General features: G+C 65.0%; 18 protein-coding genes. 10 read left to right on the top strand and 8 right to left on the bottom strand.

The window, feature by feature from the left end; translation table 11 throughout:
- Positions 1–166: 166 nt before the first annotated feature.
- The 5 genes from ACVOKO_RS03710 (at position 167) to ACVOKO_RS03730 (ending at position 5,226) form a co-directional block, all read left to right on the top strand.
- Complete coding sequence (locus ACVOKO_RS03710) at positions 167–682, top strand: MarR family winged helix-turn-helix transcriptional regulator (RefSeq protein WP_346497398.1); 516 nt, start codon at positions 167–169, stop codon at positions 680–682.
- Positions 679–2,859, top strand: a complete 2,181-nt coding sequence (locus ACVOKO_RS03715) for an FUSC family protein (RefSeq protein ID WP_346497400.1) — start codon at positions 679–681, stop codon at positions 2,857–2,859. Before ACVOKO_RS03710 ends, ACVOKO_RS03715 begins: the two co-directional genes overlap by 4 nt.
- Positions 2,849–3,061: a DUF1656 domain-containing protein gene (locus tag ACVOKO_RS03720; RefSeq protein ID WP_346497402.1), complete on the top strand. Its 213-nt coding sequence runs from the start codon at positions 2,849–2,851 to the stop codon at positions 3,059–3,061. The genes ACVOKO_RS03715 and ACVOKO_RS03720 overlap by 11 nt, the downstream gene beginning before the upstream one ends.
- A 10-nt stretch (positions 3,062–3,071) precedes the next feature.
- Positions 3,072–4,070: an HlyD family secretion protein gene (locus tag ACVOKO_RS03725; RefSeq protein WP_346497404.1), complete on the top strand. Its 999-nt coding sequence runs from the start codon at positions 3,072–3,074 to the stop codon at positions 4,068–4,070.
- Positions 4,071–4,134: 64 nt separating this feature from the next.
- Complete coding sequence (locus ACVOKO_RS03730) at positions 4,135–5,226, top strand: PA0069 family radical SAM protein (RefSeq protein ID WP_346497406.1); 1,092 nt, start codon at positions 4,135–4,137, stop codon at positions 5,224–5,226.
- A gap of 226 nt (positions 5,227–5,452) precedes the next feature.
- On the opposite strand, the gene ACVOKO_RS03735 is transcribed toward ACVOKO_RS03730, so the two are convergent.
- From ACVOKO_RS03735 to ACVOKO_RS03745, 3 genes are all read right to left on the bottom strand, one after another.
- On the bottom strand, positions 5,453–6,157 hold the full coding sequence (locus ACVOKO_RS03735; protein WP_346497408.1) for a 2OG-Fe(II) oxygenase: 705 nt from the start codon (positions 6,155–6,157) through the stop codon (positions 5,453–5,455).
- Positions 6,154–6,585: a nuclear transport factor 2 family protein gene (locus tag ACVOKO_RS03740; protein WP_346497410.1), complete on the bottom strand. Its 432-nt coding sequence runs from the start codon at positions 6,583–6,585 to the stop codon at positions 6,154–6,156. The genes ACVOKO_RS03735 and ACVOKO_RS03740 overlap by 4 nt, the downstream gene beginning before the upstream one ends.
- A 209-nt stretch (positions 6,586–6,794) precedes the next feature.
- Positions 6,795–7,802 carry a class 1 fructose-bisphosphatase gene (locus ACVOKO_RS03745; RefSeq protein WP_346497412.1) on the bottom strand — a complete coding sequence of 336 codons (1,008 nt, stop codon included), beginning with the start codon at positions 7,800–7,802 and terminating at the stop codon, positions 6,795–6,797.
- Positions 7,803–8,089: 287 nt separating this feature from the next.
- Here ACVOKO_RS03745 and ACVOKO_RS03750 point away from each other — a divergent pair, with 287 nt between their 5' ends.
- Positions 8,090–9,325: an MgtC/SapB family protein gene (locus ACVOKO_RS03750; RefSeq protein ID WP_346497414.1), complete on the top strand. Its 1,236-nt coding sequence runs from the start codon at positions 8,090–8,092 to the stop codon at positions 9,323–9,325.
- Between the two features lie 329 nt (positions 9,326–9,654).
- On the opposite strand, the gene ACVOKO_RS03755 is transcribed toward ACVOKO_RS03750, so the two are convergent.
- Entirely contained in the window at positions 9,655–10,857 is a 1,203-nt protein-coding gene (locus ACVOKO_RS03755) for an amino acid aminotransferase (protein WP_346497416.1), read from the bottom strand.
- Between the two features lie 215 nt (positions 10,858–11,072).
- Here ACVOKO_RS03755 and ACVOKO_RS03760 point away from each other — a divergent pair, with 215 nt between their 5' ends.
- Positions 11,073–13,154: a TonB-dependent receptor family protein gene (locus ACVOKO_RS03760; protein WP_346497490.1), complete on the top strand. Its 2,082-nt coding sequence runs from the start codon at positions 11,073–11,075 to the stop codon at positions 13,152–13,154.
- 277 nt (positions 13,155–13,431) lie between these two features.
- Entirely contained in the window at positions 13,432–13,755 is a 324-nt protein-coding gene (locus tag ACVOKO_RS03765) for a hypothetical protein (protein ID WP_346497492.1), read from the top strand.
- 400 nt (positions 13,756–14,155) lie between these two features.
- Here ACVOKO_RS03765 and adhP read toward each other — a convergent pair whose 3' ends face one another.
- Positions 14,156–15,184, bottom strand: a complete 1,029-nt coding sequence (adhP, locus tag ACVOKO_RS03770) for an alcohol dehydrogenase AdhP (RefSeq protein ID WP_346497418.1) — start codon at positions 15,182–15,184, stop codon at positions 14,156–14,158.
- 109 nt (positions 15,185–15,293) lie between these two features.
- Positions 15,294–16,823, bottom strand: coding sequence for an aldehyde dehydrogenase (adh, locus tag ACVOKO_RS03775; protein WP_346497420.1), 1,530 nt, complete (start codon positions 16,821–16,823; stop codon positions 15,294–15,296).
- A gap of 242 nt (positions 16,824–17,065) precedes the next feature.
- Here adh and ACVOKO_RS03780 point away from each other — a divergent pair, with 242 nt between their 5' ends.
- Positions 17,066–18,925, top strand: coding sequence for a sigma-54-dependent Fis family transcriptional regulator (locus ACVOKO_RS03780; RefSeq protein WP_346497422.1), 1,860 nt, complete (start codon positions 17,066–17,068; stop codon positions 18,923–18,925).
- Positions 18,926–19,186: 261 nt separating this feature from the next.
- Here the strand turns inward: ACVOKO_RS03780 and eda are convergent, their stop codons facing one another.
- A complete protein-coding gene (gene eda, locus ACVOKO_RS03785; protein WP_346497424.1) occupies positions 19,187–19,825 on the bottom strand; it encodes a bifunctional 4-hydroxy-2-oxoglutarate aldolase/2-dehydro-3-deoxy-phosphogluconate aldolase in 639 nt (212 codons plus the stop codon).
- Positions 19,812–20,834 carry a sugar kinase gene (locus ACVOKO_RS03790; RefSeq protein WP_346497426.1) on the bottom strand — a complete coding sequence of 341 codons (1,023 nt, stop codon included), beginning with the start codon at positions 20,832–20,834 and terminating at the stop codon, positions 19,812–19,814. Before ACVOKO_RS03790 ends, eda begins: the two co-directional genes overlap by 14 nt.
- 273 nt (positions 20,835–21,107) lie before the next feature.
- Here ACVOKO_RS03790 and ACVOKO_RS03795 point away from each other — a divergent pair, with 273 nt between their 5' ends.
- Positions 21,108–23,876, top strand: a complete 2,769-nt coding sequence (locus tag ACVOKO_RS03795; RefSeq protein ID WP_346497428.1) for a TonB-dependent receptor — start codon at positions 21,108–21,110, stop codon at positions 23,874–23,876.
- Positions 23,877–23,954 lie beyond the last annotated feature (78 nt).

Below are 23,954 nucleotides of genomic sequence, written 5' to 3' on the forward strand. Positions count from 1 at the left end.
GCCGCGAAGCCGGGGATCTATCCGGCTTCAAAAGCCCGGACCAGGCGAGGCACCGGCCATGTACAGGGCGCGGCGGCAATGCCAGCTTCGCGGCTTACGCCGCTCCCACAAGCCTCGCTGTTGTTTGTGCGTTGCATCAATTACTACATAAGTGTAATATACCGGGATGGACAAACCCCTTCCCGCCGCCGGCGGCTATGCCAGCATCGACCAGAAGCTGGCGATCAGCAGCCGGCGCCATCCCGGCTTTCCGCGTGACCAAGCCATGCTGGCGCGGCTGATCAAGCTGGTGCACAAGCTGTTCTGCGACCACGGCAACCAGCTGATGCGCGATTACGGTATCTCCCACCCGGAGTACAACGTGCTGATGATGCTGGATGGCTCCGAGCAAGGCCTGAGCCCGTCGGAGATCAGCGAGGCGGCCAGCGAGAAGTCGTCCAATGTCACCCGCCTGATCGACCAGCTGCTGGCCAAGGACCTGGTCAGCCGCGAACCCAGCGCCGAGGACCGGCGCAAGCTGGTGGTGCGGTTGAGCCCGGCCGGTGAACAACTGATCGAGCAGGTGATGCCGGCGGTGATCCAGCAGCTGCAGCGGTTCTTCAGTGGCGTCGAGCCGGAAGAACTGCGCCACACCGAAACCGTGCTGACCCGCATCCTGATCGGGCTGGAACAGCAGCCATGAGCACCCGCCCGGCTGAGCACGCGCCGGACGCGCAGAAGTCTCCTGACACGAAGTCCCCCAACACCTTGCTGCATACCTTCGCCCAGGCCATGAGCGGCGAACGCGCGGTGTGGGCCTACATCGGCAAGGTGCTGGTGGCCCTGTACCTGTCCGGCTGGATCGCGATGCGGCTGGGCATGAGCTCGCCCGGCACCGCGATGATCACCGTGCTGGTGGTGATGAACCGCAATACCGGCATGGTGCTGGCCAAGGCGTTCTACCGTGGCGTAGGCACCGTGGTGGGCTGCGCGATGGCGGTGCTGATGGTGTCGGTGTTTCCGCAGAGCCCGGTGGCGCTGGTAACGGTGATGGCGCTGTGGGCCGGCTTCTGTGCCGGCGGCTCGGTGTGGAGCCGTGGCATGGCCTCGTATGGCTTTGTGCTGTCCGGCTACACCGTGGCGATGATCGTGTTTCCGGTGCTCAACCACCCGCAGAACATCCTCAACAGCGCGCTGGAACGCACCGGCGAGGTGCTGCTGGGCATGGCAGTGACCAGCGTGGTGTTCGACGTGCTGTGGCCCAACCGCCTGCGCGCCGGCCTGCGTGCGGCCGATGACGGCAACCTCAATGACTTTCTCGGCTTCGTCGCCGATGCCATCGGCGGCCGGCTGCAGGGCTTCGAGGTGATCGAGCGCACCCAGAGCCGCGTGGTGCAGGGCGCAATCCAGTTCGAGGATCTGCGTGCCATGGCCTGGTTCGATGACCCGATCCTGCGCAGCAGCAACGGCCAGCTCAAGCTGATCAACCAGCACTTCATGGCAGCCACATCGCGCTTCCAGGCGCTGCACCACCATATCGATAGGCTGCGCCGCAGCAAGGATGAAGCCCTGGTCGCGGCGATCCGGGCAAGCCTGAAACCGCTATCGCAGCTGCTGGACGACAGCACTCTGCGCGATGACGTGCCGGCGTTGGCCAAGGCCTTGCAGCATTGGTGTGGACAACTTGATGGAGTGTTTGCCCGCGAACGGCGCGCGCTACCGGTAGACCTGCAGGCCGGCTTCGACGCCAGCACCTTGCTGGTGCGCCGTTTCGCCGAGGAGTTGCAGGCCTATCTCGGCGCCAAAGCGCGAATGGAAACCGGCCATGGGCGCCTGCGCGTGGGCGCACCACGGCTTAGCAAGGTGCGTTTCAGCCGCGCCAACGACTGGTATGCGATTGCCCTGGCGGCCGTGCGCTGCTTCGTGGTGATGCTGGCCTTGTCGCTGCTGTGGTTGAGCAGCAGCTGGAACCAGGGCGGCCTGGCGGTGTTCGGCATGGCCGCGCTGGTGGCGATGTCTTCGGCTGCACCGGATCCGCTATGGGTGGTGCGTCGCGCCACCATCGGCCATGTGATCGCGCCGTTCTTCGCTCTGCCAGGCTTCGTTGTGATGGCACTGGCCAGCGACTTTCCGATGCTGGTGCTGTTGACCCTGCCGTCGATGATCGCCTCGTTGTACATCTCCACCCGGCCGCGCTTCGCGGTGATTGGCATGGCGTTGAACGTTGGCATCCTGGTGTCGTGGAACATGGGCCCGCATTTCCATCCCAGCGCGCAGACCTACCTGGACAACTCGTTGACGCTGGCAGTCGGCGCCTTCATCGCAACCGGCGTGTTCATGCTGGTGCCAGGCCTGCCCGGCAGCAAACAGCGCCAGCGGCGCCTGCTGGAGCGCCTGCGCGCACAGGTGCAGCTGGCGGTGACAGCGCCCCTGCCCGGCCTGTTGCCGAAGTTCGAGAGCGTCAGCCGCGAACTGTTCCAGCAGGTAGCCAGCCGCACCACGCCGGGCAGCCGGCCGTCACGGCAGCTGTTCGAATGGGCCTTGCTGGTCCACGAAACCGGGCATTGCGCGATCGACCTGCGCCACGACCTGGCCGAGCAACAACTGCCTGCCACGCTGCGCACCCTGATCGAACAGGCACTGGCACAACTGGGCCAGCTCTACCGCGAACCGCAAGCACGCACCCTGCGTGATGCCAAGGCCAGCGTGCGTGCCGCACTGAGCGAACTGGCCGGCCCACAGCCGCAGGCGCTGCGCGCGGTGCGCGATCACCTCTACCTGCTGCAGATGAGTCTGGATGACAGCGCCTCGGTGCTGGCCGCCTATGTGCAACGTTCCCGCCGCCAGCAACGCCTGAAGGAGGCCCGTCATGCCGTTTGAAGTTTCCATGGGCGGTATCTATTTCCCCGGCGCGCTGGTGCTGGTGGTGCTGCTGCTGCCGTTGTTCGGCCTGCTCGATTACGGCCTGGGCCGGGTTGGTCTGTACCGCCGCGCGCTGCACCCCTCGCTGGTGCGGGTGGCCTTGTTTGCCAGCATTTACTGCATGGCGCTGTTGTTGCTCCTGCCACACTTTTCTGATTGAGGATGTACCGATGAAAACCGCCAGCCTGATACGAGGTGGTGTCACCAGCGTGGTGGTGCTGCTTGCCGCAGTGCTTGCCTACGTGGTCTGGCACCAATACATGCTTACGCCATGGACGCGCGATGCACGCCTGCGTGCCGAAGTGGTGCGTCTTGCGCCGGATGTGTCCGGCCTGGTCACCGAGGTGGCCGTGCATGACAACCAACTGGTCAAGAAGGGCGAGCTGCTGTTCGTCATCGACCGTGACCGCTATGCCCTGGCGGTGGCCAAGGCCGAGGCCGATCTGCAGGCCGCTGAAGCCGCTGCACGTGCGGCGGGCGCCTCGATTTCCGCCGCCAGTGCCGGTGCCAACGCCAGCCAGGCCGAGTTCCAGATGCGCCAGGAGCAGGCACAGCGTCGCGCCCAGCTCGACGGCATCGTCTCGCGCGAATCGCAGGCCGATGCCCGTGCGGTAGCGCAGGCCGCACAGGCCAGCTGGAAGCAGGCACAGGCCAGCGCGCATGCCGCCAGCGCTGGCAGCCAGCAGGCCAGCGCGGCCCTGCAGCAGGCGCGCGTCATCCTGCAGCAGGCACAGCTGGAGCTGGCACGCACCGAAGTACGCGCAAGCGCCGACGGCACCATCACCAACCTCGACGTGCGCGTGGGCGACTACGCCGCCGCCGGCCAGGCGCGGATGGCGCTGGTCGCCAGCGAAGGCATGTGGGTCTACGGCTACTTCGAGGAAACCAAGCTGCCGAAGATCCATCGCGGCGACCTTGTGGATATCCGCCTGATGGCCGGCGGCCTGCACCTGCGGGGCAAGGTCGAAGGCATTGCCACCGGTGTGGCTGATGCAGCCGGCCCTACCGGCAGCAATCTGCTGGCCGAGGTCGAACCTACTTTCAACTGGGTGCGGCTGGCACAACGCGTGCCGGTGCGGGTGAGCATCGACCCGGCCTCGGTACCGGCCGATGCCGTGCTCAGCGCCGGCATGAGCGCCACCCTGGTGATCAAGCCCAAGGCTGGCTGAAGCGCGCGCTGGATGAATGCGGCTTGTCGCAGATCCTGCGACCAAGCCGCGTTAGCGTAGGCATATGCCTACCCCGATCAAGGGCCGCGGTGCCAGCACCCACCTGCCCGGCCGTTTCGAAACCCAGACCAGCGAAGCTGTCGATGACGGCTGGGCGGTCGATGAGAGCGAGGAATTCGCCGAGGCCAGGCTGCGCACCGACGTGCGCCCGGAAACCGCGCGCAGCATCATCAGCCGCAACAACTCGCCGGACGTGGGCTTCAGCCAATCGGTCAATCCCTACCGTGGCTGCGAGCATGGTTGCTCGTATTGTTTCGCGCGGCCGACGCATGCCTATCTGAACCTGTCGCCGGGCCTGGATTTTGAAACCAAGATCTTCGCCAAGACCAATGCGGCTGAAGTGTTGCGGCGCGAGCTGTCCAAGCCTGGCTACGTGCCGCAGCCGATAGCGCTGGGTATCAACACCGACGCCTACCAGCCCATCGAACGCAAGCTGGGCATCACCCGCCAGCTGATCGAGGTAATGCAGGAAACCAGGCATCCGTTCTCGCTGATCACCAAGAACGCGCTGGTCGAGCGCGACATGGATCTGCTCGCGCCTTTGGCAGAGCAGCAGCTGGTCAGCGTGCACTTCTCGGTGACTTCGCTGGACCCGCATCTGTCGGCCAAACTCGAACCGCGTGCGTCGGCACCGCATGCACGGCTGCGTGCGATGCGCAGGTTGAGCGATGCCGGTATTCCGGTAGGCGTGATGGTGGCGCCGGTGATTCCATGGATCAACGACGCCGAACTGGAAGCGGTGCTGGAAGCCTCACGCGAGGCCGGCGCCAGCAGCGCCGGTTATGTGCTGCTGCGTCTGCCCTACGAAGTGGCACCGCTGTTCCGCGACTGGTTGGACGCGCATTACCCACAGCGCGCGGAGCATGTGATGAGCACCATCAACCAACTGCGCGGCGGCAAGGATTACGACAGCCAGTTCGGCAAGCGCATGCGCGGCGAAGGTGTGTATGCCGACCTGCTGGCAAACCGCTTCAAACTTGCCAGCAAGCGGCTGGGCTTCAACGCATCGCGTCAGCAATGGCCATGGCTGGACTGCAGCAAATTCATCGCCCCGCTGCCACCGAAGAAGCCATCGCTGCAGGGCGAGTTGTTCTAGGCGCGCAACTGTAGTGCCGAGCCATGCTCGGCAGCACGCGATGTCAGTTGTGGGAGCGGCGTAAGCCGCGAAGCCGGCAGCAATGAAACTGCAGGGCATCACCACCCCGGATGGATTGCCAGCGTCGCGGCTTACGCCGCTCCTACATGGGGTTTACGGGTAAAGCTTCAGCCGAGCATGGCTCGGCTCTACCGGTGAGGCGGGCAATCCCTGTGAGTGATAGGGATCAGCCACCATCCCCATACAAGCGCTGCGCCGACTGGAACAATATCCAACTCGTCGCAATGAACTTATCCCCACCCTGCGGGCGATTACCGCGATGGGTGTGGGTGAAGGCTGTCGGTGCAATCAACAGGCTACCGGTACGCGGCACCACCTTGCGTTGCTGGAACAGAAACTCGGTCTCGCCGTCTTCGAAGCCATCGTTGAGATACAGCGTCCATAGCAGATGGCGGTGCAGGGTTTCGCCGCCCGGGTCGCGCGGGAACAGTTCGCAGTGCCAATACGGATAGCCGCCCTCGCCCGCTGTATACCACTGCAGGTTGATCGCGCCGGGTCGCAGGCAGGTGCGCGCGAGTTCGGATAGCGCGGCATCGTCCATCCCTTGGAAATCATCCGCACCCAGTCGCCGCGCCTGGCCTTCCGCGTCGGGCACCTGCAGCATCAACGGCGAAATCAAAACCTGTGGGTAACGCCGCAGGTAATGCAGCATGCCGTTGAAAACGGCATGCTGCAGGCGCTGTTCGACATCGCGCCAACCGTCGTTGCCGCTGATGCGCAGGTCGTGGCTGCGCTTGAGTTCTGGGAATACGCCGCTGCCGACCTGGCCGGGCGTGAGCTGTGTACTGCGGCGCAGGCGTTCGACGATGGCTGCACAATCGGCAGCGGTCAGTACGTTGTCGTAGACCTCGATGAAGTCGGGCACGCTCATTGCGTGGTCTCCGCCAGCCGTGAGGAATGCGAGGCCAGCATCTGCCATTGGCCGTCGCGCAGCAGCCAGACGCGGGTGAAGCGGAACCTGCCCTCCCAGGGTTTGCCATCGCTGATGGCGGCCTGCACGCTGGTACCGGTGATCACCGCGGTATCGCCATGCTGACGAATCTGCACGTCTTCGTTGTCGATGCGGGTATTGCGGCGCTGACGTGTTGCCAGTTCCTGCAGGTAGTCGGCCTTGTGCTGCACACGGCCATCGGAATGGGTGAGCAGCCAGTCGTCGGCCAGCAAGGGCGCCAGTGCCTTGGCATCGCCATGCAGGCGCAGCTGGTTCCAGGCCGCGTCGGCCTGTTCCAGCGTTGTGGATGTTTGTGCCCAGGCCCAGCTGGGAGCCAGCAGCATCAACAGCATGATGAATCCGCGCATCGACGGTATCTCCGGAGAGCTACCGCCGATGGTGGCGCGAACCGCCCCGCATGTGTAGTGCCGAGCCATGCTCGGCAAGGGGCCTTACCAAGCAATGCCAGTTTGGTTTACCGGGAAAGCCCCTGCCGAGCATGGCTCGGCACTACGCACAGCCGTAGCCCGGGTAAGCGCCGTGCCCCCGGGGCTTTGCGCGAAACAGGAGCGGTTGCTCAGGCGTCGTGGTCGCGGTGGTAGCGGGTGGCTTCGGCGACTTCGTTCTTCGAGCCGAGGAACACCGGCACGCGCTGGTGCAACTGGGTCGGGGCGATGTCGAGGATGCGCTCGCGGCCATCGGTGGCGGCGCCGCCGGCCTGCTCCACCAGCAGCGCCATCGGGTTGGCTTCGTACATCAGGCGCAGCTTGCCGGCCTTGGACGGGTCCTTCTTGTCCCACGGGTAGATGAAGATGCCGCCGCGGGTCAGGATGCGATGCACGTCGGCCACCATCGAGGCGATCCAGCGCATGTTGAAGTCCTTGGCGCGCACGCCTTCCTTGCCGGCCAGCAGATCGGCCACATAGCCCTGCATCGGCGCCTCCCAATGGCGCTGGTTGGACATGTTGATGGCGAATTCCTTGGTGTCCGCCGGCACCTGCATGCCGCGCTGGGTCAGCACGAACTCGCCGGTTTCACGGTCCAGGGTGAAGGCGTGGGTGCCGTGGCCGACGGTCAGGATCAGCATGGTGCTGGGCCCGTAGATGCAGTAACCGGCAGCCACCTGCTGGGTGCCCGGCTGCAGGAAGTGCTCGTCGCCCGGGTTATCCACACCCTTGGGCGCACGCAGTACCGAGAAGATGGTGCCGACCGAGACGTTGACGTCGATGTTGGAGCTGCCATCCAGCGGGTCGAACAGCAGCAGGAAGTCGCCCTGTGGATATTCCGATGGCACCAGCTGGCTGTGGTCCATTTCCTCGGAGGCACAGGCGGCCAGGTGGCCGCCCCAGGCGTTGGCTTCGAGCAGGATCTCGTTGGAGATCACATCGAGCTTCTTCTGCGCCTCGCCCTGCACGTTGCCGGTGCCGGCATCACCCAGTACGCCGCCCAGGGCGCCCTTGCTGACGGCGATCGAGATGCTGGTGCAGGCGCGGGCGACGACGGCCACCAGTTGGCGCAGGTCGGCGTTGATGCGCTTGGCATGCTGTTCTTCGATCAGGAAACGGGTCAGCGACGTACGGGACATGGACGGGAGCTACCTTCAGACGAAAGGGCGGCTATTGTCGCGGCTGGGCCCTTTTTTTACGAGCCATGGCCAGACTTTGTCTTTCTGTGGACAAATATGGACAGCCGCCAGCAGCCGCTGCGTTGCGCCACTGGGCCGACGGAGAAAATCCCCGGCATGGCTGGCGCAGCAGGGTTATCCACAAGCGATTGGGGATAACTCCATCTGCGAATGAGATGTGGATAAGTCCGTGGGTATTGGCTTTATCCACAGGCTTCGTACCATTCAGGGCCTTGCTGGAGAACACGATGGATTGGAATCAGGCCATACACGGTTTGTTGACTGCCTTGGGCATCGGCCTGCTGATCGGTGCGGTGCGCGAGCGCCAGCACGGTGGCCGCACCAGCCTGCAGGCGGGCGTGCGCACGCACGCGTTGGCCGCCTTGCTGGGCGCGGCCGGGCTGATGCTGGGCCAAGCGGTGTTCGTGGTGGCCCTGCTGGCCGTAGCGGCGCTCGCCTGGACCAGCTATCGCGTGACCTCGCGTGAGGATCCCGGTCTGACCGGTGAGATCGCCCTGTTGATAACCGTGCTGCTGGGCGGCCTTGGCATGCAACAGCAGGCCTTGGCTGCGGCACTGGGCGTGGTGGTGGCCATCCTGCTGTGGGCCAAGGCGCCATTGGCGCGGCTGAGCCGGGAAGTGATCAGCGATCAGGAAGTACGTGACGCCCTGCTGCTGGCGGCCTGCGCGCTGGTGGTGCTGCCGATGCTGCCTGACCGTGCGGTTGACCCCTGGGGCGTGCTGGTGCCGTCCAAGCTGTGGCAGATCGTAGTGCTGGTGATGGGCGTGGGCATGCTCGGTCACATCGCCTTGCGGGCGGTGGGCGCGCGCTGGGGCTTGCCGGTGGCCGGGTTCTTTTCCGGCTTTGCCTCCTCCACCGCGGCAGTGGCCGGGTTTGGCCGCGGCAGCCGTGGCGCGCCGGGGTTGGTGATGCCTTCAGTGGCTGCGGCCTTGTTGGCCAACCTTGCATCGTTGCTGCTGTTTGCGGCGGTTATCGGTACCAGTTCGCCGACATTGCTGAAAGTTTCGGCGTGGCCGCTGGCGGCAGCGGCACTGGTGCTGCTGCTGTGTTCGGCGTTGGGGCTGCGCCATGTAGCCGATGAAGCAGTGCCGCAGGGGCCAACCGCGAAGGCCTTCCAGCTCAAGCACGCCTTGTTGATCGCGCTGGTGATTGCGGTGGTGCTGCTGTTGTCCGAAGGGCTGCGACAGCTGTTCGGACAGGCCGGCGCCTTGGCCGGGGCGACGATTGCCGCTCTGGGGGAGCTGCATGCGGCGGCAGCCAGCATTGCCGGGCTGACCGCCTCGGGTGGCCTGGAGTTGGCGCAGGCGCGCTGGGGCGTGGTGGCCTTGCTGGCCTCGGCGTCGTTGGCCAAGTCGGTGCTGGCGTTTGCCAGTGGTGGCGGGCGTTATGGTGCCGGTGTGGCCTTTGGGCTGGGGGCGATGGTGGCGGCTGCGGTGGTGGTTACCTGGGTGGTGCCGGGCTAGCTGTGGATATCCCTAGGGGTTGTGGATAAGGCTGGGGGCAACTGCAACTGCAACTGCAACTGCAGTTGCAGTTGCAGTTGCAGTTGCAAGAGCACCCCTCCCCAACCCTCCCCTTGCCTGCGGCAAAGGGAGGGGGCAAAGCTGCGGTTGCGCAAGATAGTGCCGGCTGCAGGAACCGCCCCCTCCCTTTGCCGGAGGCAAGGGGAGGGTTGGGGAGGGGTGCTTTAAAGCTTTAGAGCTCTTACTCCACAGCCTTATCCACAACCCTAAAACCACAAAAAAGCCCGGGTTTCCCCGGGCTTTTTCAACACATCAGCAGCAACGATGAATCAGCCGCGGCTGACTTCGTAAACCGCCTTGGCCACGTAGTCCAGGTTGTTCTGGCTCAGTGCGGCCACGCAGATGCGGCCAGTGCCGACGGCGTAGATGCCGTAGTCGTCACGCAGCGTGTCTACCTGTGCCTTGCTCAGGCCCGAGTAGGAGAACATGCCGGCCTGCTGCTGGATGAAGCCGAACTCCGGCGCGCCCAGGGCGGCCAGCTTCTGCACCATGCCCGCACGCAGGGCGTGGATGCGCTCACGCATTTCGGTCAGCTCGGCTTCCCACACGCCACGCAGCTCGCCGCTGCCCAGCACGCCGGCCACCAGGGCGGCACCATGAGTGGACGGGCTGGAGTAGATGGTGCGGATGATGCGCTTGACCTGCGACTGCACGGCCTTGGTCGAGGTTGCATCCGGGCCCACCACCGACAACGCACCCACGCGCTCGCCGTACAGCGAGAACGACTTGGAGTACGAGTTGGCGACGATGAAGCTGTCGATGCCGGCCTCGGCGACGATGCGTACGGCCTGGCCGTCCTGCTCGATGCCCTTGTCGAAGCCCTGGTAGGCCATGTCGATGAAGGGGAACAGCTGGCGGTCCTTCAGCAGCGCGGCAACCTGCTTCCACTGCTCGGTGCTCAGGTCGGCGCCGGTCGGGTTGTGGCAGCAGGCGTGCAGCAGCACCACGGTGCCCGGCTGCAGCTTCTGCAGGTCGGCCAGCATGCCGGCGAAATCCAGGCCGTGCGCGGCGTTGTCGTAATAGGAGTAGTCGACCACGTCAAAACCGGCGGCGCCGAACACGGCGCGATGGTTTTCCCAGCTCGGGTTGCTGATGGCGATGGTGGCGTGCGGCAGCAGGCGCTTGAGCAGGTCGGCACCGACGCGCAGCGCACCGCTGCCGCCAACGGTCTGCGAGGTGGCAACGCGGCCAGCGGCCAGCAGATCCGAGCCTTCGCCGAATACCAGCTTCTGGGTGGCCTGGGTGTAGGCCGGCAGGCCGTCGATGGGCAGGTAACCGCGCGGTTTGGCCTCGGCGGCAAGCGTCTGCTCGATCTGCTTGACGGCGCGCAGCAGCGGAATACGGCCGCTCTCGTCGTAGTAGATGCCCACGCCAAGATTGACCTTGGTGGTGCGGCTGTCAGCGTTGTAAGCCTCGGTCAGACCCAGAATCGGGTCACCAGGAACCTGTTCGACGTTTGCAAAGAAGGACACGGCGATACTCGTATCAGTGGCGGGGAGTGGGGGCGTTCGGCGCGGCGATGCAGCAAAAGCGCGCTCAGAACCGCATTATCGTAACAGGGCTGGAGCCCCGTGGCCGTAGGGTTTCAGCTGGAACTTCAGCGCGTGGGGCGATGACGCTGCCTCTGCGGATCGGAGATGATGGCTGGATGCGTACTTGTAATCGGTTTTTTGCGTTTTCCGGGCTGATGCTGGCGTTGCCGGCGCTGGCCGACGAGTTGCCCACCCCAACGCTGGATCGGGTGCAGGTCCAGGCGGCCAAGGTCCACGCGGTGGATGATTTCGACCTGCCCGCCTCCAGCACCACGCTGGCTGTGGATGCCGACGGCAATGGCCGTGGCGCGCAGCTTTCCGAAGTGCTGGGCGCAGTGCCCGGCTTGCTGGCACGTGACCGGCAGAATTATGCACAGGACACCCAGCTGTCCCTGCGTGGCTTTGGGGCGCGCTCCACCTTCGGCGTGCGCGGCGTGCGGCTGCTGGTCGACGGGGTGCCGGCGACCATGCCCGATGGCCAGGGCCAGCTGTCCCACTTCAACGTGTTTGGCGCGGAGCGGGTGGAAGTGCTGCGCGGGCCGTTCTCGGCGCTGTACGGCAACTCCTCCGGTGGCGTGCTGCAGTTGTGGAGCGCGGACGGGCAGGAAGGCGATCCGTGGCGGCTGCGCAGCAGCTACGGCAGCAACAACAGCTCCAGCACCGGCGTGCAGCTCAAGGGCTTGGCCGGGGCAATGCACTACAACGTGGCGGCCAACCACTTCCGTACCGACGGCTGGCGTGAGCACAGCGCGGCCCGGCGGGAATCGGTGAATGCGCGTCTGGGCTTCGAGCTGGCGGTCGGCCAGCGGCTGGAGCTGCTGTTCAACGGCTTTGATGCGCCACATGCACAGGACCCGCTGGGCCTGAGCCGCGAGCAGGTGCGCGACAACCCGCGCCAGGCCACGGCGGTCGCCACGCAATACAACACCCGCAAATCGGTGCGGCAGAACCAGGCTGGTGCGGTCTACAGCGCGGAGCGTGGCGCGCAGACCTGGCGGCTGATGGGCTATGCCGGCCAGCGCGCGGTGGAACAGTTCCTGGCGATTCCACCGGGGCCGCAGAACAGTCCGCTGCATTCGGGCGGGGTGATCGACCTGGACAGCGATTACGGCGGCCTGGACGCGCGCTGGGCCCTGCACGGGCAATTGGCCGGCAAGCCGCTGGAACTGGTGATCGGCGCCAATGCCGACCGCCAGCAACAACACCGCAGCGGTTACGAGAACTTCGTCGGCAGCACGCTGGGCATCAAGGGCCGGCTGCGCCGCGATCAGCAGGACCGGGTACAGAACTTCGACCAGTTCGCGCAGTCCTGGTGGCAGTTCAGCCCACGCTGGTCGGCGCTGCTGGGTGCGCGCCACAGCCAGGTACAGTTCCGCTCGCGCGATCACTACATCACCGCCGGCAATCCCGATGACAGCGGCAGCCGCGATTACTCAGCGACTACCCCGGTTGCCGGTGTGGTGTTCCGCGCCAGCGACGACCTGCGTCTGTACGCCTCGGCCGGGCGTGGTTTTGAAACACCGACCTTCAACGAACTGGGCTACCGCGCCGACGGTGCTGCCGGCCTGGCCCTGGATCTGGCCGCAGGCAGCACGCGCAATTACGAGATCGGCAGCAAATGGCGGGTGCAAAGCGGTGCGCGGCTGGAGCTGGCGCTGTTCCGTGCCGACAGCGATGACGAACTGGCGGTGGCGACCAATAGTGGCGGCCGCAGCAGCTACCGCAACATCGGTGCCACCCGCCGCCAGGGTGCGGAGCTGAGCTGGCAGCAGCCGATTGGTGCCGATCAGCAATTGCAACTGGCCTATACCTGGCTGCAGGCCAAGGTGCGCCAGGCCTACCTGACCTGCACCGGCCTGCCCTCGCCCTGCAACCAGCCCACGAACGAGGTGGCGGCCGGAACGCGTTTGCCGGGGGTGCCGCAGCAGCAACTGTTTGCACGTTGGCAGTGGCAGCCAGGCCCGTGGCAATGGGCGGCGGAACTGGTGGCCGCCAGTGCTATCGGGGTCAACGACCTGGGCACTGCCAATGCGGCGGGTTACGGCCTGGTCAACCTGGAAATGGCGCGGCAATGGGCCACGGTGCGCGGGCCGCTGCGCGCGTTCGCACGCGTGGACAACCTGCTGGACCAGCGCTACATCGGCTCGGTGATCGTCAATGACGGCAACCAGCGCTATTACGAGCCGGGGCCGGATCGCAGCGTTACCGTGGGGCTGCAGTGGCAGTGGGCGCGGTGATTGGCCATTGACCTCGGCGAAAGCTGAAGGCGCCGCTCAGCCCCCTCCCTTTCGCACAGCGAAGGGGAGGGCCGGGGAGGGGTGCTTTTGCTTGCTTTTGCCCTTGTCTTCATCGACGCAGTCGCTCAGCTAAATCCCCCTAAACACCCCGATCACCCCTCGCTAACGACCCCGGGCGTATCTGTGACCGCCCAACTGGGAGGGTTGTGCCATGTACCGCCCCGATCGTATCGAGAGCCCCGCGCCGCCGACGCTGTTCGGTGTCGATCCGAAGATGATGCGCCGTGGCCGGCTCAGGCGCAGTCAGCATGCAGCCGACGAAGTGGCGCAGGATTTCGTGCAGTACAGCCTGGCGGACTATGCCCGACGGCGGCGCGGTGCGCGCGGCTGGCTTGACCTGCAACCGGCCTATGCCTTCGCCCTGACCACGCACGCGGCGGACTGGCCGCGTGGCAACGGCGATACCGACGGGGAGCTTGCCGAACATTGGGAACAGGCACGCGGTGGCTCACGGCTGCGTTGGGAACAGGTACGTGACCTGGTCGAAGACGCATGGCTGGCGCTGGACCGCATGCCGGTGGCAGCGGTGCACGTGCGTTAGACGAGATGGGGCTGCAGCAATTGTAGGAGCGGTGTAAGCCGCGAAGCTGGTAATGCTCGGTTGCCGATGGCTACGCAATCTGGGGGGTGCTTGAGCGCTTGCGGCTGCGCCGCACCCTCTCCTGCCTTCGGCATCCAGCTTTTTGTAGGAGCGGCGTAAGCCGCGAAGCTGGTAATGCTCGGTTGCCGATGGCTATGCAATCTGGAGGTGCTTGAGCGCAGCGGCTTCGCCGCTTCCCCTCTCCTGCCTTCGGCATCCTCTCCCGCAAGGGGAGAGGAGAAAAGCAAAAGAAAAAGCAAAAGCAAAAGCAAAAACCAAAGCCAAAGCCAACACCAACACCCTCAAAAGCAATCCAGCCAGCACACCCCGGGGGAGGTGCGGGTGTGCTGGCCGGTTGCGATCAGGCGTTGAAATCCAACACCACGCGGCCTTCAATCGCACCTTCGTGCATGCGCTTGAAGACGTCGTTGATGTTCTCCAGCTTGTCGGTGCTCACCGTGGCGGCAACCTTGCCTTCGGCGGCGAACTGCAGCGATTCCTGCAGATCCAGGCGGGTGCCGACAATCGAGCCGCGCACGGTGATGCCGTTGAGCACCATGCCGAAGATGTCCAGCGGGAAGTCACCCGGCGGCAAGCCATTCAATGACACCGTGCCGCCACGCCGCACCATGCCCAGTGCCTGCTCGAAGGCCTTGGGCGATACCGCCGTTACCAAGGCGCCGTGTGCGCCGCCGATTTCCTTCTTCAGGAAGGCCGCCGGATCGGTGTTGCGGGCGTTGATGGTGATGCTGGCGCCCAAACGCTTGGCCAGGGCGAGCTTGTTGTCGTCGATATCCACCGCAGCCACGTTCAAGCCCATCGCCTTGGCGTACTGCACCGCCATATGGCCGAGGCCGCCGATGCCGGAAATCGCCACCCAGTCACCGGGCTTGGTGTCGGTGACCTTCAGGCCCTTGTAGACGGTGACGCCTGCGCACAGGATTGGCGCGATCTCGACAAAGCCCACTTCCTTGGGCAGATGGCCGACGTAATTGGCGTTGGCCAGGGCGTATTCGGCAAACCCGCCGTTCACCGAATAGCCGCTGTTCTGCTGCGCCTCGCACAGGGTTTCCCAGCCGCCCAGGCAGTGCTCGCAATAACCGCAGGCCGAGTACAGCCACGGAATGCCGACGCGGTCGCCTTCCTTGATGTGGGTGACGCCCTCGCCCACCGCAACCACATGGCCTACGCCCTCATGGCCGGGAATGAAGGGCGGATTGGGCTTTACCGGCCAGTCGCCTTCGGCGGCGTGCAGGTCGGTGTGGCAGACGCCACAGGCCTCGATCTTGACCAGGATGTCGCCAGCGGCCGGGCGCGGCACGGTTACTTCTTCGATCACCAGCGGCTTGCCGAATTCGCGGACCACGGCGGCTTTCATCGTCTTGTCCATCAATCGATCTCCTTTGCGGGGGATAAGTGCAGCTTCGCGCCAAGCCACGCCTGACGCCTTGATCCAGATCACGCCCGGCCAGTTCCGAGCGGGCGGATCCGGGCGTAGGTCAGAAGAAGCCGAGCTTTTTCGGCGAATAGCTGACCAGCAGGTTCTTGGTCTGCTGGTAGTGGTCGAGCATCATCTTGTGGTTCTCGCGGCCGATACCGGACTGCTTGTAGCCACCGAACGCGGCATGGGCCGGATAGGCGTGATAACAGTTGGTCCACACCCGCCCGGCCTGTATCGCTCGTCCCATGCGGTACAGGCGTGAAGCGTCGCGGCTCCACAGACCGGCGCCGAGGCCGTACAAGGTGTCGTTGGCGATCTCCAGCGCTTCTTCTTCGGTCTTGAAGGTAGTCACCGACACCACCGGCCCGAAGATTTCCTCCTGGAACACGCGCATCTTGTTGTGGCCCTTGAACACCGTTGGTTTGACGTAGAAGCCATCGGCCAGATCGCCATCGAGCTGGTTCTGCTCGCCACCGATCAGCACTTCGGCGCCCTCGGCCTTGCCGATTTCGATATAGGACAGAATCTTCTGCAACTGCTCCTGCGAGGCCTGCGCGCCGACCATGGTGTTGGGGTCCAAGGGATTGCCCTGCTTGATCGCCGCCACCCGCGCCAACGCGCGTTCCATGAATTTTTCGTAGATCGATTCCTGGATCAGCACCCGCGACGGGCAGGTGCAGACTTCGCCCTGGTTGAAGGCAAACATCACGAAACCTTCCACCGCCTTGTCGAGGAAATCATCGTCCTCGGCCATCACGTCGGCGAAGAAAATGTTGGGCGACTTGCCGCCCAGTTCCAGCGTCACCGGGATCAGGTTCTGGCTGGCGTACTGCATGATCAGCCGGCCGGTGCTGGTCTCGCCGGTGAAGGCAATCTTGGAAATACGCGGGCTGCTGGCCAGCGGCTTGCCCGCTTCCAGGCCGAAGCCGTTGACGATGTTGAGCACGCCCGGCGGCAGCAGGTCGCCAATCACTTCCATCAGCACCAGGATCGAAGCCGGCGTCTGCTCGGCCGGCTTCAGCACCACGCAGTTGCCGGCGGCCAGGGCCGGCGCCAGCTTCCATGCCGCCATCAGCAGCGGAAAGTTCCACGGGATGATCTGCCCGACCACGCCCAGCGGCTCGTGGAAGTGATAGGCCACGGTGTCGTTGTCGATCTGCGACAGGCTGCCTTCCTGCGCGCGCAACGCACCGGCGAAATAGCGGAAGTGGTCGGCCATCAACGGCACGTCGGCGTTGAGGGTCTCGCGGATGGGCTTGCCGTTGTCCCAGGTTTCGGCGTGGGCAATCAGTTCAAGATTTTCCTCAATGCGGTCGGCAATGCGGTTGAGGATGTTGGCGCGCTCGGTGGTCGAACGCTTGCCCCAGGCGTCCTTGGCGGCGTGTGCGGCGTCCAGCGCCAGCTCCACATCCTCGGCATTGGAACGCGCCACCTGGGTGAACACCTTGCCGGTGATCGGCGTGGTGTTGTCGAAATATTGGCCACTGCGCGGGGCGACCCATTCGCCGCCGATGTAGTTGCCGTAGCGGGATTTGAACAGCGACTGCGGATCGGTGGCGTGCGGCTTGGCGGACAGGACTGCGTTCATTGCGGGATCTCCGGTTCGGCGGTGTGTGGGCCGCGTGTGTGGCGGTGGCGGTAACAGGCGCAAGAGCGGTGCCAAGTTCTGCCTGCTGCGCTGCGGCAGCTGCCAAACGCAGTGCTGACGTTGCGCGTCGGAGGAATTTGCTGCGCTGCGAGGCGGCAGGTGATTGCAGTGCCAGTCCGGGTGTGGTGTTAATCGGGACAGTGGTTTGAACAGCTGTCGCAAATTGCGACACAGGAGCGCTCATGGCACTGGCACTGCAACATCGCGTGGGCAACGCCCGCCGCTCGTTCTTCGAGCGCGGCACCACGCCCGTGGGCACGGTGCCCGACACCATCCTGCAGTCGTGGCGGCGCTGCCAGCGCAGCGGCCTGCTGGTGGATGCGGAGCCTGCATTGGAGCCCCTGCCCGGTCACAACCTGCGCGAACTGCGTGAACGCCATGAGCGGCTATGGCGACTGGCGCGCGCCGAGCTGGACGGGCTGGCCGCGCACACCGCCAGTACCGGCAGCATGGTGCTGCTGACCGATGAGAGCGGCTGGATCCTCAGTGCGGAAGGCAGCGCCGGTTTCCTCGACAAGGCCGGACGCGTGGCCTTGATGCCGGGCGTGTGCTGGAGCGAGTCAGCCGTCGGCACCAATGCCATCGGCACGGCGATAGTCGAAGGCCGCGCGGTGGAAGTGCGTGGCGGCGAACACTACTTCGCCCCGCACGGCATTCTCAGCTGTTCGGCCATGCCCATCCACAATCCGCATGGGCAGTTGGCCGGCGTGCTGGATATCAGCGGGCCGGCCAGCGTGCAGCAGATGCATGCGATGGGCCTGGCGCGGCTGGCCGCCAACCGTATCGAGCACCGCTTCTTCGAGAATGGTCTGGGTGAGTGCGAGCTGCTGCGCCTGCACCACGACCGCACCCTGCTGGGCACCGCAGGCGAAGCCCTGCTCGGCTTCCGCAATGGCCGTCTGGTCGCCGCCAATGGTGTTGGCCTGCGGCTGTTCGGGTTGGAGCGCGGGGATATCGGCCGCGCTTCGTATGAGGCGCTGTTCGAGGTGCCACTGTCGCGGATGCGCGACGAGGGCATGCTGCAGGACCGCAGTGGCCGCGTGCTGCATGGTCAATTGGATGCGCCAACACAGCCAACCCGCACGCGGGCTGCCGGCGCAACGCAACCGCTGGCGCGGCCATTGCCAACCACCGTAGCCGCACCCGCCGTGGTATTCGATGCAGCCCAGCGCGAACAGTTGCTGCGCGCCGGCCGCGTACTGGAGGCCGGCCTGCCGGTCCTGCTGCAGGGTGAAACCGGCACCGGCAAGGAAGTGGCGGCGCGCGCGCTGCATGCGCAGGGCAGCCGCAGCGGCAAGCCCTTCGTCGCGGTGAACTGCGCGGCCCTGCCCGAAGGATTGATTGAAGCCGAACTGTTCGGCTACGAGGAAGGCGCCTTCACCGGCGCACGCCGTCAAGGCAGCCAAGGGCTGCTGCGGCAGGCACAGGGCGGCGTGTTGTTCCTCGATGAAATCGGCGACATGCCGCTGGCCCTGCAGCCGCGCCTGCTGCGCGTATTGCAGGACCGCGAGCTGTCACCGCTGGGCGGCGGCAAGCCGGTCAAGCTGGATTTCATGCTGATCTGCGCCACCCACTGCGACCTGCAGCAGGCGATGGACGAAGGCCGTTTCCGCTCGGATCTGTATTACCGCATTGCCGATCACGTGCTGCGGCTGTCGCCGCTGCGCGAAGCGCAGGACCGCGCGCAGTTGCTGCAGGCGATGTGGCTGCCGTTGGCGCAGGGACGAGTGCTGAGTGTGGAAGCGGAGCGTGCGCTGGTTGCGTACGACTGGCCCGGCAATCTGCGCCAGCTTGCGGCGTGTTTGCGCACCCTGGTGGCGTTGACCGAGGCGGCTGCGGTGATTGATATGGAACTCTTGCCGGAGTATCTGCATCAGGCCACGCGGCGTGCCGCTGCTGCGCCGGTGGTGGATGGCAGCTTGCAGGAGCTGGCTTTGGATGTGATGCGGCAGACGCTTGCTGCCTGCGATGGCAATGTGAGTCTGGCTGCCAAAAGGCTGGGGGTTAACCGCAGTACTTTGTATCGGCGCTTGAAGCTCTAAAGCTGAGCAACAGCAACAGCAACAGCAACAGCAACAGCGACAGCGACAGCGACAGCGACAGCAACAGCAACAGCAACAGCAACAGCACCCCTCCCCGGCCCTCCCCTGCGCGTTGCGCAAGGGAGGGTTGGTTCGTTTGGCCTGCAGCATCCTGCGCAATTGCAGCTTCAGCCCCCTCCCTTTGCCGAAGGCAAGGGGAGGGTTGGGGAGGGGTCAGCTTTTGACGTTGACTTTGATCTGGAGCCAACCCCAAAAACCAAATCACCCCGGCAACACCGCCGCAGCACGTGCCAAGGCTTCAATCCCCTTCCAATCACGCGCCTGCAGCAGCTCACGCGTGGTCAACCACGAACCGCCCACGCACAGCACATTTGGCAGGTGCAGGAACTGCGATGCGGTCTGCGCACTGATGCCGCCGGTCGGGCAGAAACGCACATCACCGAACGGCCCGTTCCAGGCCGACAACATCGCTGCGCCACCGGCCTGTACCGCCGGGAAGAACTTGAACGTATCCAGGCCGTGCTCCAGCCCGCGCATCAGCTCGGACGAGGTCGCAACGCCGGGCAGGAACGGCAGGTCGGTGGCGCGTGCCGCCGCATACAGGGTGTCGGTTGCACCCGGTGACACCGCGAAGCGGCCGCCGACGGACTTCACTTTCTCCATCTGTGCCGGCGTCAGCACGGTGCCGGCACCCACCACCGCATCGGGCACGGCCTCGACCATGGCCTTGATCGCCTCCATCGCCACCGGCGTGCGCAGGGTGACTTCGATCACCGGCAGGCCGCCGTTGAACAAGGCCTGCGCCACCTGCACCGCGTCATCGACGTTGTCGGGAGTGAACACCGGAATCACCGGGGCCAGTTTGAGCACTGCGCGTACGCGCGGATCAGCGCCGGACATCGAACTTTCCTTCGCCCATCAGGGCCATGACGTCGGCAACGCCGACTGGATTGAAATCACCGGGAATGGAATGTTTCAGGCAGCCCGCAGCCAGCCCGAAACGGATCGTGGTCTGCGCATCCATGCCCTCGATCAGGCCATGCAGCACGCCGGCAGCAAACGCGTCGCCACCGCCAATGCGGTCAACGATATCGGTCAGCTCTTCGGCCGGTGCCAACGCGCGGATGCCATCGCGCCCAAGCAGCATCGCGCCCAGCGAATGGTGGCCGACGCTGTGCGCGGTGCGCTGCGTGCAGGCCATGTACTGCAGGCGTGGGAACGCCGCAAATGCCATTGCCGCGGCGGCGTCCACGCGTGCCTGCGGCTCGCTCTGGCTGAACTCGCCGCCCAGCACCACGCCGATGTCGCGGTAGTCGGCAAACACGATATGCGCGCAATCAAACAGGTCGCGCAGGATCGCCTTGGCGTCGCCGCCCCAGCGCTCCCACAGCTTGGGCCGGAAGTTGCCGTCGAAGGAGACCTTGATGCCGCGTTCGTTGGCCATGCGCGCGGCAGCCAGGGTGGCCTGCGCCGCTTCCAGGCCCAGTGCCGGACTGACCCCGGACAGGTGCAGCCACTGCGCGCCCTGCAGCAGTGCAGGCCAGTCGTAGCTGTCGGCGCGGGCGCTGGCAAAGGCCGAGTCGGCCCGGTCATAGACCACTTCACTGGGGCGGTGGCCCGCGCCGGTGGTGAGGAAGTACAGGCCCATGCGGCCGTCACTGCGGCGCACGCGCGAGGTGTCCACGCCATGCCGGCGCAGTTCACCGGCCACCGCCGCTCCCAGCGGGTTGTCGGCAACCACACTGATCATCGCCACGTCATGGCCGAAGTGCGCCAGCGACACACCGACATTGGCCTCGGCGCCGCCGGCATGCACGTCCAGCGCGGGCGACTGCAGCAGCAGCTGGTTGCCGGGCGCGCCCAGGCGCAGCAACAGCTCGCCGAAACACACAACACGGGGGGAAATCATTGGCATTCCTGTCTCCTTGTCGATCGGCGCGCATCATGGCACGGCTGATTGACTATCGGTGTCATTTACCCGCCACTGTCCCTCTGTCTGCCCGTGTTACCGTCCGCCAATGTCCCTCAGACAAAGGTTTTAGCCCTGTTTGGCTCCTGTTGCAGTGCAAGATGCTCCCTCTTCACGCAGCTGCTACTTTCCGTTTTGACCAGCGGTGTCATCCGGCAGAAACCACAAGCCAGAGCCACTGCATCGCATGCAAACCTGGGAGAGGGGAAGCACATGAATCCACGTATCACGCAGAAAAAGACACCGGTTACCTTGCTTGCACTGGGTATCAGTTTGGCCCTGCAGGCAGGCGTTGCCATGGCCCAGGATGCAGCTGCGCCGGCCACCGGCACCGCCGCCACCGAACTGGATGCGGTGACCGTTACCGGCTACCGCGCCAGCGTGGAGAAGGCGCTGGACATCAAGCGCGGCGAAGCCGGCATTGTCGACGCCATCGTCGCCGAGGACATCGGCAAGTTCCCGGACAGCAACCTGGCCGAGTCGCTGCAGCGTATCCCCGGCGTGGTGATCACCCGTGATGGCGGCGAAGGCCGCAACATCTCGGTGCGTGGCCTGGGCCCGGACTTCACCCGCGTGCGCATCAACGGCCTGGAAGCGCTGAGCACTGTCGGCAGCAGCGACGGCCAGGGCGGCACCAATCGCGGCCGCGGTTTCGACTTCAACGTGTTCGCCGCCGACCTGTTCACCCAGCTGATCGCACGCAAGACCGCCTCGGCCGACGTCGAAGAAGGTTCGCTGGGCGCCACCGTCGACCTGCGCACTGCGCGCCCGTTCGACTATGACGGCTTGACCATCGTCACCAATGTGCAGGCCTCGTACAACGATGCCTCCGAATCGGCGATGCCGCGTTTTGCAGGCCTGATCGCCAACAGCTGGGCCGACGGCAAGTTCGGTGCGCTGCTGTCGGTGGCCTACTCCGAGCGCGAGACGGTTGAAGAAGGCAGCGGCACCGTGCGCTGGTCAGGCGGTACCACCAATGGTGGTTTCAACGCCGCTTCGCCGTTCAAGGATGCCTTGAAGTCGGACGTGTATGCGCCGCGCTTCCCGCGCTACACGCTGATGGAGCATGACCAGAAGCGTCTGGGCGTGACCGGTGCGCTGCAGTTCAAGCCCAGCGATCGCACCAGCTTCAGCCTGGATGCGCTGTATTCCAAGATCGACGCCAAGCGGGATGAGAAGTACATCGAGGCCAACGGCCTGAGCAAGTCGTCGGCCGACGGCAAGAACCAGATCGTCGTCAACAACGGCGAAGTGCGCAACGGCGCGCTGGTCTATGCGGAAATGGACAACGTCGACATCCGCGCAGAGAACCGCCACGACGAGTGGAGCACCGAGTTCTACCAGGTCAGCCTGGACGGTGAGCATCGCCTGACCGACAACTTCACCATCACCGGCAAGGTGGGTACCTCGCGCTCCAAGCACGACAACCCGGTCCAGGCCACCGTCATGATGGACAAGCTCAACGTCGACGGTTACAGCTACGACTACCGTGGCAACCCGAACAAGCCGGTGTTCAACTACGGCGTCAACCCGACCGACCCCAACGGTTGGACGCTGTCCACCATCCGTCTGCGTCAGAACTACGTCACCAACGATTTCGACAACGGCCAGTTGGAGTTCTCGTGGGTGCTGGGCCCGTCGCTCACCCTGGAAGGTGGCGTGCAGGCGAAGAACTTCAGCTTCGATTCGATGGAACGCCGTCGCGTCGGCAACGAAGCCACCTCGCTGCCCAACTTTGCCGGCGGCACACGCATCGTGCCGGTCAACATGACCGAACTGGCCAGCCTCAACGGCATGTCCGGCTCGCCGGGCAAGTGGGTGGTGCCGAACTTCAACGGCATCGCCAATGAGTTCGGCATCCTCAGCGGCGAAGGCATCTATGCGCTGGCCGACTACGCGGCCAGCATCCGCAGCGTGCAGGAACAGGACCGCGGCGGTTGGTTGATGGGCAAGTTCGGTTTCGACATCGGCTCGATTCCGTTCACCGGCAACATCGGTGCGCGCTACGTCAAGACCAAGCAGACCTCCAGCGGCATCGCCACGGCCAGCGGCACGCCGGTCAGCACCACCGTCAGCCGTGAATACAACGACTTCCTGCCGTCCTTGAATGTGGTGGCGGAAATCACCCCGGACTTCCTGGTCCGCTTCGGCGCCGCCAAGGTGATGTCGCGTCCGGGCCTGGGCAGCCTGACCCCGGGCGTCACCGTCAGCGTCAGCGGCAGTGCGCGTACGGTCAGCGGTGGCAACCCGGCGCTGGATCCGATTCGCGCCAAGACCGCCGACCTCGGCTTCGAGTGGTATTTCTCCGAAGGCGCGATGCTCGGTGTCGGCCTGTTCTACAAGGACATCGAGAGCTTCATCCAGGCAACCCGCGAAAGCCGCGTCTACTCGACCAGTGGCCTGCCGGCGAGCCTGCTCGACAACCTCAATGCCAGCGTCACTGATGAGTTCGTGTTCAGCACCCCGGTCAACACCCCCGGTGGCGACCTGACCGGTGTGGAGTTCAACTACACCCAGCCGTTCACCTTCCTGCCGGGCAAGTGGGCCAACTTCGGTACCCAGCTGAACTACACCTACGTCGAGTCGAAGATCCAGTACGTCACCGCCGGTGGCGTGATGGCGCAGAAGGACGACCTGATCGGGCTGTCACGCAACGCCTGGAACGCGACGTTGTTCTATGAAGGCGAGAGCTGGTCGGGCCGTGTTTCGGCGACCAACCGTGACGATTACCTGATCCAGGTACCGGGCACCGAAGCTGGCTTCGACAGCAAGGGCCTGGGCGTGCACGGCCAGAGCGGCACCACCTTCGTTGATGCGTCCATCCACTACCGCATCAGCGACCAGCTGGAAATCAGCCTGGAAGGCGCCAACCTGACCAACGAACCGCAGGAATCGTGGGTGGCCAACCCGTCGGTGTCGCTGCCGCTGGAATACAGCGAAACCGGCCGCCAGTTCACCCTGGGCCTGCGTTACAAGTTCTGATAGCTGCACTTTGGCAGGGACCGGATCGCATTCTCTCCGCAGATCCGGCCCTGCCCTTTCGGTACCCGCAGGCCTGCT

The sequence above is a fragment of the Stenotrophomonas sp. STEN240 genome (assembly GCF_056756175.1).

Bases quoted from the DNA above. Each gene is read 5' to 3' on its own strand.
- ACVOKO_RS03765 (WP_346497492.1), top strand. From the start codon at position 13,432: ATGCGCCGTGGCCGGCTCAGGCGCAGTCAGCATGCAGCCGACGAAGTG.
- ACVOKO_RS03780 (WP_346497422.1), top strand. From the start codon at position 17,066: ATGGCACTGGCACTGCAACATCGCGTGGGCAACGCCCGCCGCTCGTTC.
- ACVOKO_RS03710 (WP_346497398.1), top strand. From the start codon at position 167: ATGGACAAACCCCTTCCCGCCGCCGGCGGCTATGCCAGCATCGACCAG.
- ACVOKO_RS03760 (WP_346497490.1), top strand. From the start codon at position 11,073: ATGCTGGCGTTGCCGGCGCTGGCCGACGAGTTGCCCACCCCAACGCTG.
- ACVOKO_RS03735 (WP_346497408.1), bottom strand. From the start codon at position 6,157: ATGAGCGTGCCCGACTTCATCGAGGTCTACGACAACGTACTGACCGCT.
- ACVOKO_RS03745 (WP_346497412.1), bottom strand. From the start codon at position 7,802: ATGTCCCGTACGTCGCTGACCCGTTTCCTGATCGAAGAACAGCATGCC.
- ACVOKO_RS03730 (WP_346497406.1), top strand. From the start codon at position 4,135: ATGCCTACCCCGATCAAGGGCCGCGGTGCCAGCACCCACCTGCCCGGC.
- ACVOKO_RS03750 (WP_346497414.1), top strand. From the start codon at position 8,090: ATGGATTGGAATCAGGCCATACACGGTTTGTTGACTGCCTTGGGCATC.
- ACVOKO_RS03740 (WP_346497410.1), bottom strand. From the start codon at position 6,585: ATGCGCGGATTCATCATGCTGTTGATGCTGCTGGCTCCCAGCTGGGCC.
- ACVOKO_RS03725 (WP_346497404.1), top strand. From the start codon at position 3,072: ATGAAAACCGCCAGCCTGATACGAGGTGGTGTCACCAGCGTGGTGGTG.
- ACVOKO_RS03790 (WP_346497426.1), bottom strand. From the start codon at position 20,834: ATGATTTCCCCCCGTGTTGTGTGTTTCGGCGAGCTGTTGCTGCGCCTG.
- adh (WP_346497420.1), bottom strand. From the start codon at position 16,823: ATGAACGCAGTCCTGTCCGCCAAGCCGCACGCCACCGATCCGCAGTCG.
- ACVOKO_RS03720 (WP_346497402.1), top strand. From the start codon at position 2,849: ATGCCGTTTGAAGTTTCCATGGGCGGTATCTATTTCCCCGGCGCGCTG.
- adhP (WP_346497418.1), bottom strand. From the start codon at position 15,184: ATGGACAAGACGATGAAAGCCGCCGTGGTCCGCGAATTCGGCAAGCCG.
- ACVOKO_RS03715 (WP_346497400.1), top strand. From the start codon at position 679: ATGAGCACCCGCCCGGCTGAGCACGCGCCGGACGCGCAGAAGTCTCCT.
- eda (WP_346497424.1), bottom strand. From the start codon at position 19,825: ATGTCCGGCGCTGATCCGCGCGTACGCGCAGTGCTCAAACTGGCCCCG.
- ACVOKO_RS03795 (WP_346497428.1), top strand. From the start codon at position 21,108: ATGAATCCACGTATCACGCAGAAAAAGACACCGGTTACCTTGCTTGCA.